Below are 16,327 nucleotides of genomic sequence, written 5' to 3' on the forward strand. Positions count from 1 at the left end.
GGTTCTCCGCTTACTTCGCGTCGCCGGCCGGAGCGGCAGGCTGGGCGGCCGCTGCCGGCTTGGCCGGAGCAGCGCCCTTCTCGGTGGCCTTGACCGGCATGCCGGGGCCGATCTTCTGCAGGCCTTCGACAATGACCTTGTCGCCGGCCTTCAGACCGTCCTCGACCAGCCACTTGTCGCCGACCGTGCGGCTGACCTTGACCGGGCGCACTTCGACCTTGTTGTCCTTGTCGACCACCATCGCGGAGGTGTCACCCTTCGGATCGCGGGCGATGCCGGCCATCGGCACCAGCACTGCATCGCTGCGCACACCGCCGCCGATCACCGCGCGCACGTACGTGCCCGGCATCAGCAGGCCATCCGGATTGTCCACCTTCACGCGCAGGCCGAAGCTGCCAGTGGCCGGGTCGACGCTGACTTCGGAGAATTCCAGCGTACCCTTGTGCTCGAAGGTGCTGCCGTCTTCCATCAGGATGCTGACCGGCAGCGTCTGGTTGTCCTGCAGGCGGCCCGCGGCCAGCTCACGACGCAGCTGCAGCAGCTCGGCCGAGGACTGGGTCAGGTCGACATAGATCGGGTCCAGCTGCTGCACGGTGGCCAGTGCATTGGCCTGGCCGGCGCTGACCAGCGCACCCTGGGTGACGCTGGACTTGCCGATGCGGCCGCTGATCGGGGCGGTGATGCGGGCGTAGCCCAGAGTGACGTTGGCCGCATCCAGCGAGGCCTTGGCGGCGCCCACGTCAGCCTCGGCCTGCTTCTGCGCGGCCACCGCGTTTTCCAGGTCCTGCTGGCTGACCGCATCAACCTTGGCCAGCTCGGTGATGCGCTTGGCGCTCAGGCGCGCGGCGTTGGCGGTGGCCTCGGCACGCGCCAGCTGCGCACGGGCACTGTTGGCCTGTGCGCGGTAGCTGGCGTCCTCGATCTGGTATAGCGGCTCGCCGGCCTTGACCATGCCGCCCTCGGTGAACAGGCGCTTGGCGACGATGCCGTTGACCTGCGGACGCACTTCGGCGACCAGGAAGGCGTTGGTACGGCCCGGCAGCTCGCGGGTCAGGCCCACGGTCTCGGACTTCAGCGTGACCACTGTGACGTCACCCGGGCCCTGTTCGGGGGCCTGGGGTTGGCCGCCGCAGGCAGCCACGGTCGCGGCGATTGCCAGCGACAGTGCAAAGGGTCGGATTCGGCTCAGCAACATGACGGAAAGGCTCTTGAAGGAAAGGGTCTCAGCCAGCGCTGATACGGCGGACCCTCCACCAGCGAAGGTGAAGACCGTGCGAACAGCGCCGACCCGGGTGGAGTGGGAGCCGGACGGGCCTGCCACGCACACGACGGGAATGATGGGTGCGAAATATACATACATGCTTGTTTGTTTGTAAACCGGTACAATTCAGCCACGTTTCACCCGCACTCGTACCCACACCCATGGCCCGCAAGACCAAAGAGGACACCCAGGCAACCCGGGAAGGCATCCTTGACGCCGCCGAAGCCTGCTTCCATGAACACGGCGTGGCCCGTACCACGCTGGAGATGATCGGTGCCCGCGCCGGCTATACCCGTGGCGCGGTGTACTGGCACTTCAAGAACAAGAGCGAGGTGCTGGCCGCGATCGTCGAACGGGTGCACCTGCCCTTCATGCAGGAACTGGAGCGCACCTCCACCGACCAGCGCGACACACCGGTGCACGACCTGAGCGCAGTGATGATCCACTCGTTCATCGAGCTGTCCGAGGACGAACGCCTGCGCAAGACCATGGAGATCATGCTGCGCAGCGACGCCTCGGCCGATACCAAGGTGCTGACCGAAATGCAGCAGGCCGGCTTCCGCGACGCGCTGGACCGGATGGAGCGCGCCCTGCGCCGGGCCCAGGACCTGGGCCAGCTGCGCGAAGGCGCGGACCCGAAGATCGCCGCGCGCATGCTGCACGCCACTGTGCTGGGCGTACTGCATGGCGCGATGGTCGAACCGGAACTGATGGACCTCAAGCGCGACGGCATGCTTGCGCTGGACATGACCCTGGCCGCCTACGTGAAAGAAGGCGTGTTCGTGCCCGGAACGGTGCCCGAGCCGCTGCCGGAAGCATGAGCGGCATTGCTGCCGCCACTGCGGCACTGCACGATCTCTACCTGCCCGCAGGGCTGCAGTTGACCGGACCGATCGTGGCGGAAGCGGAAAGCGCAGAGTACGGTGCCTGCCGCTTTCCCCTTGAGGGTCACAGCATCGTGTTCCGCGTCGCGAAGATCACCCCCACCAAGACCGGCCAGTTCGTAACCCTGTGGAAGCGCCCCGCCCCCGGTTCTGATATCGCTCCATTGGATGCAGCCGATGCTGTGCACTTCGTGGTGATCGCGGTCTTCGACGGAACACAGCGCGGACAGTTCATCTTCAGTCGTGACCTGCTGATCGAGCGCGGCGTGATGTCGCGCGATGGCGAGGGCGGAAAGCGCGCCCTCCGTGTCTATCCGCCGTGGAGCACGCCGACCGCAAAGGACGCGATCCGGACCCGGCAGTGGCAGCTTCGTTGCTTCCTGCCCACCGGTGCCGATGTCTCCGCCTCCGCCGGTGATCGATTACGCTCACTGTTGGGTTGAACCCGGCGGACCTTCCCTTTTCTGGACGCATCGTGATGATCCTGGACAACGTGGTGTGGGGCTTCATCGGCTGTGGCAGCGTCACCGAGAAGAAGAGCGGGCCGGCCCTGGCCAACACGCCGGGCTCACGGGTGGCCGCGGTCATGCGCCGCAATGCGGCATTGGCCGAGGATTATGCGCGGCGCCATGCGATTCCCCGCTGGTACGCGGACGCCGATGCACTCATCGCCGACCCGGAAGTGAACGCGATCTACGTTGCGACGCCGCCCTCCACGCACATGCACTACGCATTGCAGGCGATTGCCGCGGGCAAGCCGGTCTACATCGAAAAGCCGATGGCCATGGATCACGGCGAGTGCCAGCGCATCATTGAAGCCAGCGCGCGCAGTGGCGTGCCGGTGTTCGTGGCCTACTACCGCCGCGCCCTGCCCCGCTTCGCGCAGGTGAAGCGGCTGCTGGACAGCGGCACGATCGGCACGCCGCGCAGCGTGCACGCCACCCTGCACCGGCCGCATTCGGCGAACGCTGCATCGCCGGACTTCTGGCGGACCAACCCGGCGATCGCCGGCGGCGGGCTGTTCGTCGATCTGGGCTCGCACACCCTGGACCTGCTGGATCATCTGCTGGGGCCGCTGAGCGATGTGCGTGGCCTGGCCAGCTCGTTGACCGGCGCCTACGCCGCCGAGGACAGCGTTTCGATGTGCTTCCGCACCGGGACGGGGGCGCACGGCATCGCGCAATGGAGTTTCTGCGCGTTCCGCCGCCAGGATGAAATCGAAATCACCGGCGATCGCGGACAACTGCGCTTTGCCACCTTCGAGGACGTTCCAGTGGTTCTGGAGACGGAAGCGGGCGTGCAGGCGTTCGACATCCCGAACCCGCCGTCGATCCAGCAGCCGTTGATCGCCACTCTGGTGGATGAGCTGCGCGGCAGCGGCCACTCACCATCCAACGGCATCAGCGCCGCCCGCACCAGTGCGGTGATCGACCAGGTGCTGCAGGCCTACCGCACACGGCACTCGCGCTGACTGCCAACGCAAAAGGCCGCCTTTCGGCGGCCTCATGCTTTGCAGCGTCGGGCGTTACAGGATGTAGCGGCTCAGGTCCGGGTCCTGCACCAGCTCACCCAGGTGCGCATCGACGTAAGCGCTGTCGATGGCCAGGGTTTCGCCGTCGCGGTCCGGTGCCTCGTAGCTGAGCGAATCCAACAGGCGCTCCAGTACGGTGTGCAGGCGACGGGCACCGATGTTCTCCTGGCGCTCGTTCACCTGGAAGGCGATCTCGGCCAGACGATCGATGGCGTCGGCAGTGAAGCTGACCTTGACGCCTTCGGTGGCCAGCAGCGCTTCGTACTGCTTGGTCAGCGCGGCCTTCGGCTCGGTCAGGATACGCACGAAATCACCCTTGCTCAGCGCACCCAGCTCCACGCGGATCGGGAAGCGGCCCTGCAGCTCCGGAATCAGATCGCTGGGCTTGGCCAGGTGGAACGCACCCGAAGCAATGAACAGGATGTGATCGGTCTTGATCGTGCCGTACTTGGTGGACACGTTGGAGCCTTCCACCAGCGGCAGCAGGTCGCGCTGCACGCCTTCGCGCGAGACGTCGCCACCACCCACGTTGTCACCACGCTTGGCAACCTTGTCGATCTCGTCGATGAAGACGATGCCGTGCTGCTCGCAGGCCTCGATCGCGGCAGTGCGGATGTCGTCCTCGTTGACCAGCTTGCCGGCTTCTTCCTCGATCAGCAGCGGACGCGCGGCCTTGATGGTCAGCGTGCGCTTGTGCGCCTTGGCGCCGCCGCCGAGGTTGGCGAACATCGACTTCAGCTGCTGGCCCATTTCCTCCATGCCCGGCGGGGTCATGATGTCCATGCTGACGTTGGCAGCCAGGTCGAGCTCGATCTCGCGTTCGTCCAGCTCACCGTTGCGCAGCATCTTGCGGAACTTGATGCGGGTCTCGTTGTCCTGCGCCGACGGCTCGTTGCGGGCGACTTCCGGATCGAAACCGATGCCACCGCTGCGGCGCGGCAGCAGCGCATCGAGGATGCGGTCTTCGGCGCGCTCCTCGGCCTGGGTACGCACGCGCACCTTGGCCTGTTCGCGGTACAGCTTGACCGCGGTATCGGCCAGGTCGCGGATGATCTGCTCGACGTCCTTGCCGACGTAGCCGACTTCGGTAAAGCGGGTGGCTTCAACCTTCACGAACGGCGCGTTGGCCAGGGTGGCCAGTCGACGCGCGATCTCGGTCTTGCCGACGCCGGTCGGGCCGATCATCAGGATGTTCTTCGGCATCACTTCATTGCGCAGCTCGGGCACCAGCTGCATGCGGCGCCAGCGGTTGCGCAGGGCAATGGCCACGGCGCGCTTGGCGTCGTGCTGGCCCACGATATGCCGGTCCAGTTCCTGCACGATCTCGCGCGGGGTCATGGTGGCGGAGGAAACTTCGATCTTCGACATGGATGTGCTCACGGATTCAGTGTCGGTAGTGCCGGCCACTGGCCGGCAACCAGGCACGCGTGCGGGGGATCATGAGGTTGCCGGCCAGCGGCCGGCACGCCCCTCACAGCTCCTCGACCACCACGTTGCGGTTGGTGTAGATGCAGATGTCGCCGGCAATGCCGATCGCTTCGCTGGCAATGGTGCGCGCATCCAGTTCGGTGTGCGCCATCAGTGCGCGCGCGGCCGACAGTGCATAGGAACCACCGGAACCGATTGCGATGATGCCGTCCTCCGGCTCGATCACATCACCGGTGCCGCTGATGATCAGCGAGGTTTCCTTGTCGGCCACTGCCAGCAGGGCCTCGAGCTTGCCGAGGCGGCGCTCGGTGCGCCAATCCTTGGCCAGTTCGACCGCAGCGCGCTGCAGCTGGCCGTGCTTTTCCAGCTTGGCCTCGAACAGCTCGAACAGGGTGAAGGCATCGGCGGCGGCACCGGCGAAGCCGGCCAGCACCTGGCCATCACGTCCGAGACGGCGCACCTTGCGTGCATTGCCCTTCATCACGGTGTGGCCCAGCGTGACCTGGCCGTCGCCGGCAATGGCCACGTGCTCGCCGCGACGGACGCAGACGATGGTGGTGGCGTGGAAAACGTTGGGATTCTGACTGGGGTCCATGCGGCCTCCGATAGCTGTTCACGGGACATGGGGACAGCGCCGGGTGCGATCAAGCCTGCGCGGATGGCTGCCGTTCAGCGCTTGGTGGCGCCCCATGGGAAGAGGGCGCCCTTTTAACGAGCGCATCGCAATGCGCGCGGACCCCGCCGCCCGAACGTGGAACGCCTGCCGTTCAGCGCTTGGCCTGCGATGGCCGGTCCGGATTGGGCTCGATGCCCCAGGCGAGGTACCAGTCTTCACCCTGCGTCTCGATCGGATGCTGGGTGCGGCCGGAGCCATTGCCGCAGGCCAGGGCGTCAGCCGCGCAGTAGCGGTCGCAGCCCCAGCAGATGCGCTCGGGGTGTTTGGGATGCAACGGTATGGGCTTCGCCATGGTGGCGGTGTCCTCGTGGCCTGCGGCCACGATGCGCCGGTAGCGCCCGCCCTGCCCTGATCCAGATCAAGGACGGTTTATTCAGCCTTGTCGTCCTTGCTGCGGCGCTTCGCACGTGGATGCGCGGCGTCGTAGACCTTGGCCAGGTGCTGGAAATCAAGGTGGGTGTAGATCTGCGTGGTGGCGATGTCGGCATGGCCAAGCAGTTCCTGCACGCCACGCAGGTCACCGGACGATTCCAGGATGTGGCTGGCGAAACTGTGCCGCAGCATGTGCGGGTGCACGTGCTTGAACAGGCCCTGGCGCTGCGCCAGCTGGCGGATGCGGATCTGCACCGCGCGTTGGCTGATCGGCCCGTTGCGGCCGGGAAACACCGGCGAGGCCGGGCCGCCCCCGCTTTCCGCACGCCACGCCTGCAGCGCTTCGCGTGCAGGCCGGCCGAACGGCACGCGGCGCTGGCGATTGCCCTTGCCCATCACGTTGACCAGGCCGCTGTCGAAATCCAGGTCGCGCCAGGTCAGCGCGCAGACTTCGCTCAGGCGCAGGCCAGAGGAATAGAACAGTTCCAGCAGCGCGCGGTCACGGCGGCCGAGCTCACCTTCCGGTTCCAGCTCGACCAGCTGCACGGCTTCGTCGGCGTCAAGCACCTGCGGCAACCGGCGCGGTGCGCGTGGCGCCTTCAGCGTCGCCGCCGGGCTGACCTCGATGCGTCCATGCTTCAACAGCCAGGCGTAGAAGCTGCGGCAGGCCGACAAGCGGCGCTGCAGGCTTTTGGGTGACAGGCCTCTGCGGTGCTCATCGGCAACGAACTGGCGCAGCGCCTCGGCATCGAGTGCGTCCACCGCAACACCGCGCGGCTCGGCCCAGACCGACAACGCGTCCAGGTCACGGCGGTAGGCATCGAGCGTATGCGCCGACATCCGCCGCTCTACCTGCAGATGCTGCAGGAAGGCCTGTACCGCGCTCATCGTCGTATCCTGCTCAGCCCGGGAAGCGCTTCAGGCCGGTGGCCAACGCATCGCCCATCATGCGCAGGAACAGCGTGCCCATGCCCGGGTAGAAGCGGTTCGGGTCGTGGCTGCCCACAGCAATCAGGCCCACGCCCGGCAACGGCAACAGCGCGGTGGTCTGCACTTCTTCGCTGCGCACGCCATACAGCACGGCGTTCTTTTCCGGCTGCAGGCGGCCGCAGATCGGCTCGCCGTCGTTCAGACAATCGCGGAACGGGCCCAGCTGCGCATCATCTGCAGCAATCACCTGCAGCCAGTCGGCCTGCTCCAGCCCGGCCACCGGCGCGTGCACCACCAATCGCACCAGGTCGCCGGCGAAATCTTCCTGCAGCGAGGCTGCCATCGCACGCAGGGTGTCGGCGGCGTTGTCCTGCTTCATCAGCGCCAGGGTCAGCTGATGCGTGCGCACTGCCAGGCGTTCATTGACCTGGGCGGTGGCACCCAGATCGGCCAACCGTCGTGCCAGCTCGCGGTTCTTCTCGCGCAGCACTTCCAGCTGGTAGCTGGCCAGCGACGCGGTCGGGCCGTCGTCGCGTGGCACCACCAGGGTCAGGGCCAGGTCCGGGAACTGCTTGAGGAAGCCGGGATGTCGCCGCAACCACGCAGCGACTTCATGGGCCCCGAGCTTGTCGACGGTTTCGGTCATGCGATCCACTCCCCTTCGAAGACGAATGCGGTCGGGCCGGCCATCACCACCGGCTGGCCATCGCCCGGCCACTGGATGCGCAGGTCACCCCCGGGCAGGCTGATGCGCGCATCGCGCTGCAGGCGGCCACGCTGCATCAGGGTCACCGCAGCGGCGCAGGCACCACTGCCACAGGCCAGGGTTTCACCGACGCCGCGCTCGAACACGCGCAGGCGTGCATGCGCCGGGCTCATCACCTGGGCAAAACCCACATTCACCGAGCGCGGGAACGAGGCATGCTGCTGCAGCAGCGAACCGACGCGCTCGACCGGTGCTGCATCGATCAGGCCCACTTCGATCACCGCATGCGGATTGCCCATCGACACCGCGGCGAAGCGTATGCTCTCGCCCTGCAACGGCAGCAGGTACTCCTCGCGTGCATGGGCGAAGCCCACCAGCGGCACGTTGACCGGCTCGAACGCAGGCACGCCCATGGTCACCGCGAACTGGCCATCGCCCAGGGCCTTCACCTCATGACTGGCCAGCGGGCTGTCGATGACGAACTGATCCCCCTGCGCACTGCCCTCACGCACCAGCCAGGCCGCGATGCAGCGCGCGCCGTTGCCGCACTGCTCGGAGTTGGAACCGTCGGCATTCCAGATGCGGTACGACGCCACCGAGCCTTCCGCGCGCGGCGCTTCGATGGTCAGGATCTGGTCGCAGCCGACGCCGGTGTGGCGGTCGGCCAGGCGCGCGGCCAGTTCAGGCGTGGGCGGCGCAGTGCCGTCACGCAGGTCGATCACTACGAAATCATTGCCCGCGCCATGCATCTTGCTGAAGCGCAGCGCCTTGGAACCGGCCTTACTCATTCCCGCCGCCCACCTTCTTCGCAGGCGCAGGCGCCGGTTGCGTGGTCGGTGCAGCCGGCTCCACGGTCGTGGCCGGGGTGCCGCTGCCTTCGGTCTGCGCCGGGGTCGCTTCGGTAGCGGGCTCGGCAACCGGTTCGACGGCTTCTTCCACCGGCACCGGCTTCTGCGGCAGTACCAGCGGGCCCTTGTTGCCGCAGGCGGAGAGGAGCAGCAGCGAGGCCGCTGCCAGCGGAATCAGGATGGCGTTTCGATGGGGGATCTTCATGCCCCGAGTATAGCCATTGGCGGCTGAGCGGTTGGTGCAGGGGATCGGGTTGCCGGCCAGCGGCCGGCACCACCGCAGGCGTTCAATCTGCAGGCGGCGGCAGCGGCCGGGTCCACAGCCAGATCGCCACCACGGTCATGCTGCCGATCGAGAACCACTTCACCCAGGCGATCGGCACGCACCACAGCATGATGCCGGCGCACACTGCCATGGTGATCGTGGCCATCCACTTGCCGTAGCGGCTGACCGCCCCGTGTGCCTGCCAGTTGGCAATGGCCGGGCCGAAGCGCGGGTGCTGCAGCAGCCAGTTGTGCAGGCGCTCGGAACCACGCGAGGCAGCCCAGGCCGAGATCAGGATGAATACGGTGGTGGGAAGGCCCGGCACGAAGATGCCGACGATACCGGTGCCCAGGCTGACGTAGGCCAGCAGCCACCACGCCCAGCGGAAACGCACCACGCGCGGTGGCGTGGCAGCATCGCGGGATGCGGAGGGGTCGGGCTGGCTCATGGCCGCAAGGATACCGGTTCGGGATGCCAGGCAACGCCCGGCACCCCTGCACCATTACGGCTGGGCGATGCCCAGCTGCTGCAGCACGAACGCGTACGACTCGGACAGTTCACGGTAGCGCTGGAAGCGCCCCGACTTGCCGCCGTGGCCGGCTTCCATGTTGGTGCGGAACAGGATCGGGTAATGGCCGGTGTTGTCGTCACGCAGCTTGGCCACCCACTTGGCCGGCTCCCAGTACTGCACCTGCGAATCCCACAGACCGGTGCCCACGAACAGCGCCGGGTACGCCTGCTGCTTCACGTTGTCGTAGGGCGAGTAGGACAGCATGTAGTCGTAATACTGCTTCTGCTCGGGGTTGCCCCACTCGTCGTATTCGTTGGTGGTCAGCGGAATGGTCGGGTCGAGCATGGTGGTGACCACGTCGACAAACGGTACCTGCGCCACCATCACCCGGTAGTCCTGCGGCGCCTGGTTGGCCACGGCGCCCATCAGCAGGCCACCGGCGCTGCCGCCGGACGCGGCGACGCGATCCTTCGCCGCCCAGCCCTGTGCGACCAGGCCGCGGGTGACGTCGATGAAGTCGTTGAAGGTGTTCTGCTTGTGCAGCAGTTTGCCGTTCTCGTACCAGTCGCGGCCCATCTCCTGGCCGCCACGGATATGGGCGATGGCATACACCACGCCACGATCGAGCAGGCTCACCGCGGTCTGGTTGAAGTACGGATCCATCGACATGCCGTAGCTGCCATAGGCGTACTGGAACAGCGCGCCCTTGCCGTCCTTCTGGTAGCCCTTGCGGTAGACCAGCGACACCGGCACCTTCACGCCATCGCGTGCGGTGATCCAGACACGATCGGTTTCGTACTTCGACGCGTCATAGCCGATCACCGGCTGCACCTTCAGCTGGCGACGCTCGCCGGTGGCGGTGTTCAGCTCGAACACGGTGGTGGGGGTAGTCATCGAGGTGTAGACGTAGCGCAGCCACGGCGTATCGGCCTCGGTGTTGTCGCCCAGGCCCATCGAATACGCCGGCTCATCGGCCTTCACGTAGTCGCTGCGGCCATCCTTGAACAGCAGGCGGATGCGTTCCAGGCCCTCGGAACGTTCGGCGATGGCGGTGTACGCATCGAACAGCTCGAAGCCTTCGATGAACACCGCATCGTCATGCGCGATCCAGTCCTTCCACTGTGCGCGCGAGGTCGCATCGGTCGGTGCGGTGACCAGCTTGAAGTTCTTCGCACCGTCGTTGGTGCGGATCACCCAGCGGCCGTCGTAGTGGTCAGCGTCGTACTCCACATCGCGCTGGCGCGGCGCCAGTACGGTGAACGTGGTCGGGTCGCTGGCCGGCGCGTAGCGCTCTTCCGAGGACACAGTGCTGTGCACGCCTATGGTGATGAAGCGATCGTCGCGAGTGCGGCCGATGCCCATGTAGAAGCTGTCGTCCTTCTCTTCGTAGACGACGGTGTCGGCACTGGCCGGGGTGCCCAGCACGTGCTTCTTCACGCGTACGGTCAGCAGCGTTTCCGGATCGTTCTCGACATACAGCACGGTGCGGTTGTCGTCGGCCCAGACCAGGTCGCCGGAGCTGCCGGTGATCACATCGGGCAGCACCTTGCCGGTAGCCAGGTCCTTGAAGCGGATGGTGTACTGGCGGCGACCGACATCGTCATCGGCCCAGGCCAGCAGCTGGTTGTCCTGGCTGACTTCCATCGAGCCGACGCTGAAGTAGCCCTTGCCGGCGGCCATCGTGTTGACGTCCAGCAGGATTTCCTCGGCGGCATCCATGCTGCCCTTGCGGCGTGCGTGGATCGGGTAGTCCTGGCCGGTCTCGAAGCGGCTGTAGTACCAGTAGCCGCGCTCGCGCGCCGGCACACTGGAATCGTCCTGCTTGATGCGGCCGACGATCTCCTTGTACAAGGTGTCTTCCAGCGGCTTCAGCGGCGCCAGCAACTGGTCGGCGTAGGCATTCTCGGCCTGCAGGTAGGCCAGCATGTCCTTGTTCTCGCGCTTGTCGTCGCGCAGCCAGTAATAGTCGTCGTTGCGGGTCGCGCCGAACGGCGCCTTGACCACATGCGGATGCTTGGCGGCATCCGGCGGAACGGGCGGCGTGGCGGCGATGGCAGTGGTGGTCATCAGGCTCGCAAGCAACAGGCAGAGGGTGGATTTCATGAGATAAGGCTCCTTGAGCCGCAATGCAATGGCGTCCTTGTGCTCGAGTCTGGGTTGCAGGAGGGTTGCGGGCAACCCTGCGGATCGTCATGGGTCGTGCTGGCCGCTGGCCGGCAACCTCGGGATAAACAGAGGCGGGGGGTTGCCGGCCAGCGGCCGGCACTTCCAGGACGCGCGGCGTACCATGGGCACATGAGTACCCTGCCCCACACGCCGGGCTACAGCCGGCGCAGTCATGAAATCGCTCCGTTCCACGTGATGTCCCTGCTGGCCCGCGCGCAGGCGCTGGAACAGGCGGGCCACGATGTGATCCACCTGGAAATCGGCGAACCGGACTTCACCACGGCTGAACCGGTCGTGCGTGCCGGCCAGGCCGCATTGGCCGCCGGCCATACCCGCTACACCGCCGCACGTGGCCTGCCGGCCCTGCGCCAGGCGATCAGTGGCTTCTATCGCAGCCACTACGGGCTGGATATCGATCCCGAACGCATCCTGGTCACTCCCGGCGGCTCCGGTGCGCTGCTGCTGGCCAGCAGCCTGCTGGTCGACCCCGGCCGCCACTGGCTGCTGGCCGACCCCGGCTACCCCTGCAACCGTCATTTCCTGCGCCTGGTGGAAGGCGGTGCACAGCTGGTGCCGGTCGGCCCGGACACCGCCTACCAGCTCACGCCGTCGCTGGTGGAACAGCACTGGAATGCCGACAGCGTCGGCGCACTGGTGGCCTCCCCCGCCAATCCGACCGGCACCGTGCTGTCCGCCGACGAACTGGCAGCACTGTCGCAGGCCCTGCACGCGCGTGGCGGCCATCTGGTGGTGGACGAGATCTACCACGGCCTGACCTACGGCCTGGATGCACCCAGCGTGCTGCAGGTGGACGACAGCGCGTTCGTGCTGAACAGCTTCTCCAAGTATTTCGGCATGACCGGCTGGCGGCTGGGTTGGCTGGTGGCGCCGCCGGCGGCGGTGCCGGACCTGGAGAAGCTGGCACAGAACCTGTACATCAGCGCGTCGAGCATCGCCCAGCATGCCGCACTCGCCTGCTTCAGCGAGGAATCGATGGCGATCTTCGAACAGCGCCGCGAGGCGTTCCGCCAGCGTCGCGACTATCTGCTGCCGGCGCTGCGCGAGCTTGGTTTCCGCATCGAAGTGGAACCGCAGGGTGCGTTCTACCTGTACGCCGACGTCAGCGCGTTCACTGACGACGCGCAGGCGTTCTGCGCGCACTTCCTGGAAACCGAGCACGTGGCGTTCACCCCGGGGCTGGATTTCGGTTTCCATCGCGCCAACCAGCATGTGCGCCTGGCCTATACCCAGGAAGTGCCGCGGCTGCAGGAGGCGGTGGCGCGGATTGCACGCGGGTTGAAGAGCTGGGGCGCCTGATCGATCTGCGCGAACGGCATCCACGCATGGCGTGGATCTATTGACCCAGCGCACGATACGTAGGGAGATCCACGCCATGCGTGGATACGTGAACCCAACGAAAAACGCCGCCCTGGGGCGGCGTTTTCCGTTCTGCTTATTTACCGCCCAACCGCTCCCACAGGAAGCTGTAGGCCAGCGCCGACATGTGTGCGGCCTGCGCGTTGTTGGCTGCGCCGCCGTGGCCACCTTCGATGTTCTCGTAGTAGGTCACGTCCTTGCCGGCGTCGATCATCTTCGCCGCCATCTTGCGGGCATGGCCCGGGTGCACGCGGTCATCGCGGGTGGAGGTGGTGAACAGCACCGGCGGGTAGTTCTTCTTCTCGTTGAACAGATGGTACGGCGAGAAGGTCTTGATGAACTCCCAGTCGCTGGTATCCGGGTTACCGTACTCGGCCATCCACGAGGCACCGGCCAACAGGTGGCTGTAGCGCTTCATGTCCAGCAGTGGCACCTGCACCACCACTGCACCGAACAGCTCCGGGTACTGGGTCAGCATGTTGCCGGTCAGCAGGCCACCGTTGCTGCCACCCTGCACGCCCAGGTGCTTGGCGCTGGTGATCTTGCGCTTGACCAGATCGCGCGCCACCGCAGCCATGTCTTCATAGGCCTTGTGACGGTTCTGCTTCAGCGCTGCCTGGTGCCAGCGCGGGCCGTACTCGCCACCACCACGGATGTTGGCGACCACGTACACACCGCCCTTCTCCAGCCAGGCGCGGCCCATGCCACCTGAGTAATTCGGGGTCAGCGAGATCTCGAAGCCACCATAGCCGTACAGCAGGGTCGGGTTGGAGCCGTCCAGCTTCATCGCCTTGTCGTGCACCACGAAGTACGGCACGCGGGTGCCGTCCTTGCTGGTGGCGAAGTGCTGCTCGATTACCTTGCCCTTGGCATCGAAGAAGGCCGGCATGGTCTTCAACGTTTCCGGCGCCTGGCCGATCTCGGCCAGAGCCAGCGTGGTCGGGGTCAGGTAGTCGGTGGCGGTCAGCCACACCGCATCGCTGTCGTTGCTGTCCACTGCGCCCACGGCCAGCGTGCCAAAGGCCGGCGCGCCGACGAAGCGGCTGGTCTGCCAGCCATCGGCGCCCGGGGTCAGCACCGACAGGCGGTTCTTGACGTCATCCAGCACGTTCAGCACCAGGTGGCTCTTGGTCCAGGTGGCGCCGGCCAGCGAGGTGGTCGCGGTCGGGGTGAACAGCACCTCGAAGTCGCGCTTGCCGGCCAGGAAGTCGTCCAGCTTCGTCGCCAGCAGCGAACCGGACGCGTAGGTCTTGCCGCCCACGGTCCACGGATCGCGCAGTTCCAGGGTCAGCCACTGCTTGTGCAGGCCCTTCTCGGCCGAATTCGGCGCGTCGATCTTGGTCAGCGTGCCATCGTCGCCACGCAGGTAGAGCTCGTTGTTGTAGAACGCCAGCGTGCGGCTGACCAGGTTGCGCTCGAAGCCCGGGGTGTCATCGTGCATCGCCGCGATGTACATGTCCTCCGGCTTGCCTTCGTACACCACGGTGGCCGAGGTCATCGGCGTGCCGCGCTTCCACAGCTTGGCCACGCGCGGGTAGCCGGAGGTGGTCATCGAGCCCGCACCGAAGTCGGTGTAGACGAACACGGTGTCGCGGTCGACCCAGTTGAGGCCGCCCTTGGACTCGGGACGGAAGAAGCCGTCCTTGATCCAGGTCTTGTTGGCCAGGTCGAACTCACGGGTGACGTCGGCGTCGGCGCCACCGCGCGACAGCGCGATCAGGCAGCGGCTGTAATCCGGGCGCAGGCAATCGGCGCCGTGCCAGACCCAGTTCTCACCCTCGGCCTTGTTCAGCGCATCCAGGTCGAGCACGGTTTCCCACTGCGGCGAGGCCTTGCGGTACTCGGCCAGGGTGGTGCGCCGCCACAGGCCGCGCTCGTGCTGCTGGTCCTTCCAGAAGTTGTAGTAGTAGTCGCCGATCTTCTGCACGCCGGGGATCTTGGCATCGGAGTCGAGCACCTCGCGGATGCTGGTCTCCATCTGCTTGAAGGCCGGGGTCTGCGCCAGGCGCGCCTCGGACTTGGCGTTCTGTTCCTTGACCCAGGTCAGCGGCTTGTCGCCGGTGACGTCTTCGAGCCAGGCGTAGCGATCGGTGTCTTCAGCGGCCACGGCGGTCCCCACCGAGGCAGCGGTCATCATGCCGGCCAGCAGGCAGGCGGAAGCGAGTCGAGACATTGCAGCTCCAGGCAGTCATAAGCCGTGGAACGCTAGCATGGATCGCCGCGGCCGCCCCCGTGTCGAAGGTCAGGCCGCGGCGGTGGAGCCGCGACGGCCTCGCGCCGCCCCGCCGCTACGGCGACGTGCCTGTCCACCGGTACGACGCGCCAGCCGCAGCCACGACAGGCGCGGCAACGGAAAGCGCAGCAACGCCCACCAGGCCACCAGCGGCATGCCCACCAGCCACATGGGTAGCCAGCCCAGCCAGGCACTGCTGCCGCGCGCGGCCGGCCAGACCAGTACCAGCGCCATACCGGCCAGGGCCAGCTGCTGCACGCTGCGCAGCAGGCGCGGGTCGGCACGCTCGAGAATGACGCGTTCAGTTGCAGAGCGGCGGACGGAACGTGCGTTCATGGGGCTTCTCCGGTGGACAATGCAACACAGCATGGGCAACCCCCTTCTCACAGGTTGCGACACCATTGACGGATCGCGTGCACACAGTCGACCATGCGCGTGCAAGCCCACTGGAGCCCGCTCCCGCATGACTTCGATCCGCCCGCTCTGCGCCGCGCTGCTGGCCCTTTCCCTGGCCGGCCCCGCCGTGGCCGCCAGTGAGCCGCCGTCGCCCCGTACCAGCGCCTCTGGTGCGGCTGCCCTGGACGCACCGATCGACCTGAAGCGCTTCATGGGCACCTGGTATGTGATCGGCCGCGTGCCGAACTTCATCGAACGTGGCCATGTCGCCAGCGTCAACGAGTACGAGTTGCGCGACGCGCACAAGGTCGGCATCACCTACCGCTACCGTGATGGCTTCGGCGAACCGCTGCAGGAAGTGCGTGCCCGCGCCAGCGTCGACCCGGACAGTGGCAACCACGGCTGGCGCACCTGGTTCTACCGTGTCGTGCCCACCCATTCGAGGGTGCTGGAAGTAGCGCCGGATTACTCGTGGGCACTGATCGGCTACCCGGGCCGCGAAATGGCCTGGATCTTCTCGCGTACGCCGGACATGGACAAAGCCCTGTACAAGGAGCTGGCCGAGCGCCTGCGTGACGAGTACGGCGTGAACACCGACAAGCTCAAGCGCGTGCCGCAGCACCCGGAGCAGGTCGGCAAGCTGGGCTACGAAGTACCGAACGTGCGTTGATTGCAGGTGGGATTGCCGGCCAGCGGCCGGCACTACCGTTTCCAGGCAATGGGGTAGAGCCGGCCGCTGGCCG

At 66.5% G+C, this 16,327-nt stretch carries 17 protein-coding genes; 5 read left to right on the forward strand and 12 right to left on the reverse strand.

Annotated features, from left to right (window positions below; genetic code table 11):
• Positions 1-10: 10 nt before the first annotated feature.
• The gene (smeD, locus tag ACZK3J_RS19610; RefSeq protein WP_032129008.1) at positions 11-1,195 is read right to left on the reverse strand and encodes a multidrug efflux RND transporter periplasmic adaptor subunit SmeD; all 1,185 of its coding nucleotides are present in this window, start codon (positions 1,193-1,195) and stop codon (positions 11-13) included.
• A 227-nt stretch (positions 1,196-1,422) separates the two neighbouring features.
• On the opposite strand from smeD, the gene smeT reads away from it, so the two are divergent.
• Genes smeT through ACZK3J_RS19625 form a run of 3 tightly spaced genes read left to right on the forward strand, consistent with a single transcriptional unit; the run spans position 1,423 to position 3,616 of the window.
• Positions 1,423-2,082 (forward strand): efflux transporter SmeDEF transcriptional repressor SmeT, encoded by a 660-nt coding sequence (gene smeT / locus ACZK3J_RS19615; protein ID WP_478476195.1) that lies wholly within the window; start codon positions 1,423-1,425, stop codon positions 2,080-2,082.
• Positions 2,079-2,588 carry a MepB family protein gene (locus ACZK3J_RS19620; RefSeq protein ID WP_478476196.1) on the forward strand — a complete coding sequence of 170 codons (510 nt, stop codon included), beginning with the start codon at positions 2,079-2,081 and terminating at the stop codon, positions 2,586-2,588. The genes smeT and ACZK3J_RS19620 overlap by 4 nt, the downstream gene beginning before the upstream one ends.
• Positions 2,589-2,623: 35 nt before the next feature.
• Positions 2,624-3,616 (forward strand): Gfo/Idh/MocA family protein, encoded by a 993-nt coding sequence (locus ACZK3J_RS19625; protein ID WP_149908686.1) that lies wholly within the window; start codon positions 2,624-2,626, stop codon positions 3,614-3,616.
• A gap of 54 nt (positions 3,617-3,670) precedes the next feature.
• On the opposite strand, the gene hslU is transcribed toward ACZK3J_RS19625, so the two are convergent.
• The 9 genes from hslU to ACZK3J_RS19670 form a co-directional block, all read right to left on the reverse strand.
• Entirely contained in the window at positions 3,671-5,044 is a 1,374-nt protein-coding gene (hslU, locus tag ACZK3J_RS19630; RefSeq protein WP_014038532.1) for an ATP-dependent protease ATPase subunit HslU, read from the reverse strand.
• Positions 5,045-5,147: 103 nt separating this feature from the next.
• Positions 5,148-5,699, reverse strand: coding sequence for an ATP-dependent protease subunit HslV (gene hslV, locus ACZK3J_RS19635; protein ID WP_005411093.1), 552 nt, complete (start codon positions 5,697-5,699; stop codon positions 5,148-5,150).
• A 172-nt stretch (positions 5,700-5,871) separates the two neighbouring features.
• Positions 5,872-6,072 carry a DUF3079 domain-containing protein gene (locus ACZK3J_RS19640; RefSeq protein WP_032129030.1) on the reverse strand — a complete coding sequence of 67 codons (201 nt, stop codon included), beginning with the start codon at positions 6,070-6,072 and terminating at the stop codon, positions 5,872-5,874.
• A 77-nt stretch (positions 6,073-6,149) separates the two neighbouring features.
• The gene (gene xerC, locus ACZK3J_RS19645) at positions 6,150-7,040 is read right to left on the reverse strand and encodes a tyrosine recombinase XerC (protein ID WP_049463226.1); all 891 of its coding nucleotides are present in this window, start codon (positions 7,038-7,040) and stop codon (positions 6,150-6,152) included.
• Positions 7,041-7,053: 13 nt separating this feature from the next.
• Positions 7,054-7,728 (reverse strand): DUF484 family protein, encoded by a 675-nt coding sequence (locus ACZK3J_RS19650; RefSeq protein ID WP_049463225.1) that lies wholly within the window; start codon positions 7,726-7,728, stop codon positions 7,054-7,056.
• On the reverse strand, positions 7,725-8,576 hold the full coding sequence (gene dapF / locus ACZK3J_RS19655; RefSeq protein WP_134951029.1) for a diaminopimelate epimerase: 852 nt from the start codon (positions 8,574-8,576) through the stop codon (positions 7,725-7,727). The genes ACZK3J_RS19650 and dapF overlap by 4 nt, the downstream gene beginning before the upstream one ends.
• Positions 8,569-8,841, reverse strand: a complete 273-nt coding sequence (lptM, locus tag ACZK3J_RS19660) for an LPS translocon maturation chaperone LptM (protein ID WP_478476197.1) — start codon at positions 8,839-8,841, stop codon at positions 8,569-8,571. Before lptM ends, dapF begins: the two co-directional genes overlap by 8 nt.
• An 82-nt stretch (positions 8,842-8,923) precedes the next feature.
• Positions 8,924-9,349: a YbaN family protein gene (locus ACZK3J_RS19665; protein ID WP_049399233.1), complete on the reverse strand. Its 426-nt coding sequence runs from the start codon at positions 9,347-9,349 to the stop codon at positions 8,924-8,926.
• A 54-nt stretch (positions 9,350-9,403) separates the two neighbouring features.
• Complete coding sequence (locus ACZK3J_RS19670) at positions 9,404-11,515, reverse strand: S9 family peptidase (protein ID WP_478476198.1); 2,112 nt, start codon at positions 11,513-11,515, stop codon at positions 9,404-9,406.
• A 192-nt stretch (positions 11,516-11,707) separates the two neighbouring features.
• On the opposite strand from ACZK3J_RS19670, the gene ACZK3J_RS19675 reads away from it, so the two are divergent.
• Positions 11,708-12,895 carry a pyridoxal phosphate-dependent aminotransferase gene (locus tag ACZK3J_RS19675; RefSeq protein WP_049399229.1) on the forward strand — a complete coding sequence of 396 codons (1,188 nt, stop codon included), beginning with the start codon at positions 11,708-11,710 and terminating at the stop codon, positions 12,893-12,895.
• Positions 12,896-13,031: 136 nt separating this feature from the next.
• On the opposite strand, the gene ACZK3J_RS19680 is transcribed toward ACZK3J_RS19675, so the two are convergent.
• A complete protein-coding gene (locus tag ACZK3J_RS19680) occupies positions 13,032-15,128 on the reverse strand; it encodes a prolyl oligopeptidase family serine peptidase (protein WP_049463220.1) in 2,097 nt (698 codons plus the stop codon).
• 69 nt (positions 15,129-15,197) lie between these two features.
• Complete coding sequence (locus tag ACZK3J_RS19685; RefSeq protein ID WP_049399225.1) at positions 15,198-15,524, reverse strand: hypothetical protein; 327 nt, start codon at positions 15,522-15,524, stop codon at positions 15,198-15,200.
• Positions 15,525-15,651: 127 nt separating this feature from the next.
• Between ACZK3J_RS19685 and ACZK3J_RS19690 the strand changes: the two genes are divergently transcribed.
• Complete coding sequence (locus ACZK3J_RS19690) at positions 15,652-16,254, forward strand: lipocalin family protein (protein ID WP_010481371.1); 603 nt, start codon at positions 15,652-15,654, stop codon at positions 16,252-16,254.
• The last annotated feature ends 73 nt before the right edge of the window (positions 16,255-16,327 follow it).

This window comes from Stenotrophomonas sp. 86428_Sma (genome assembly GCF_056481585.1).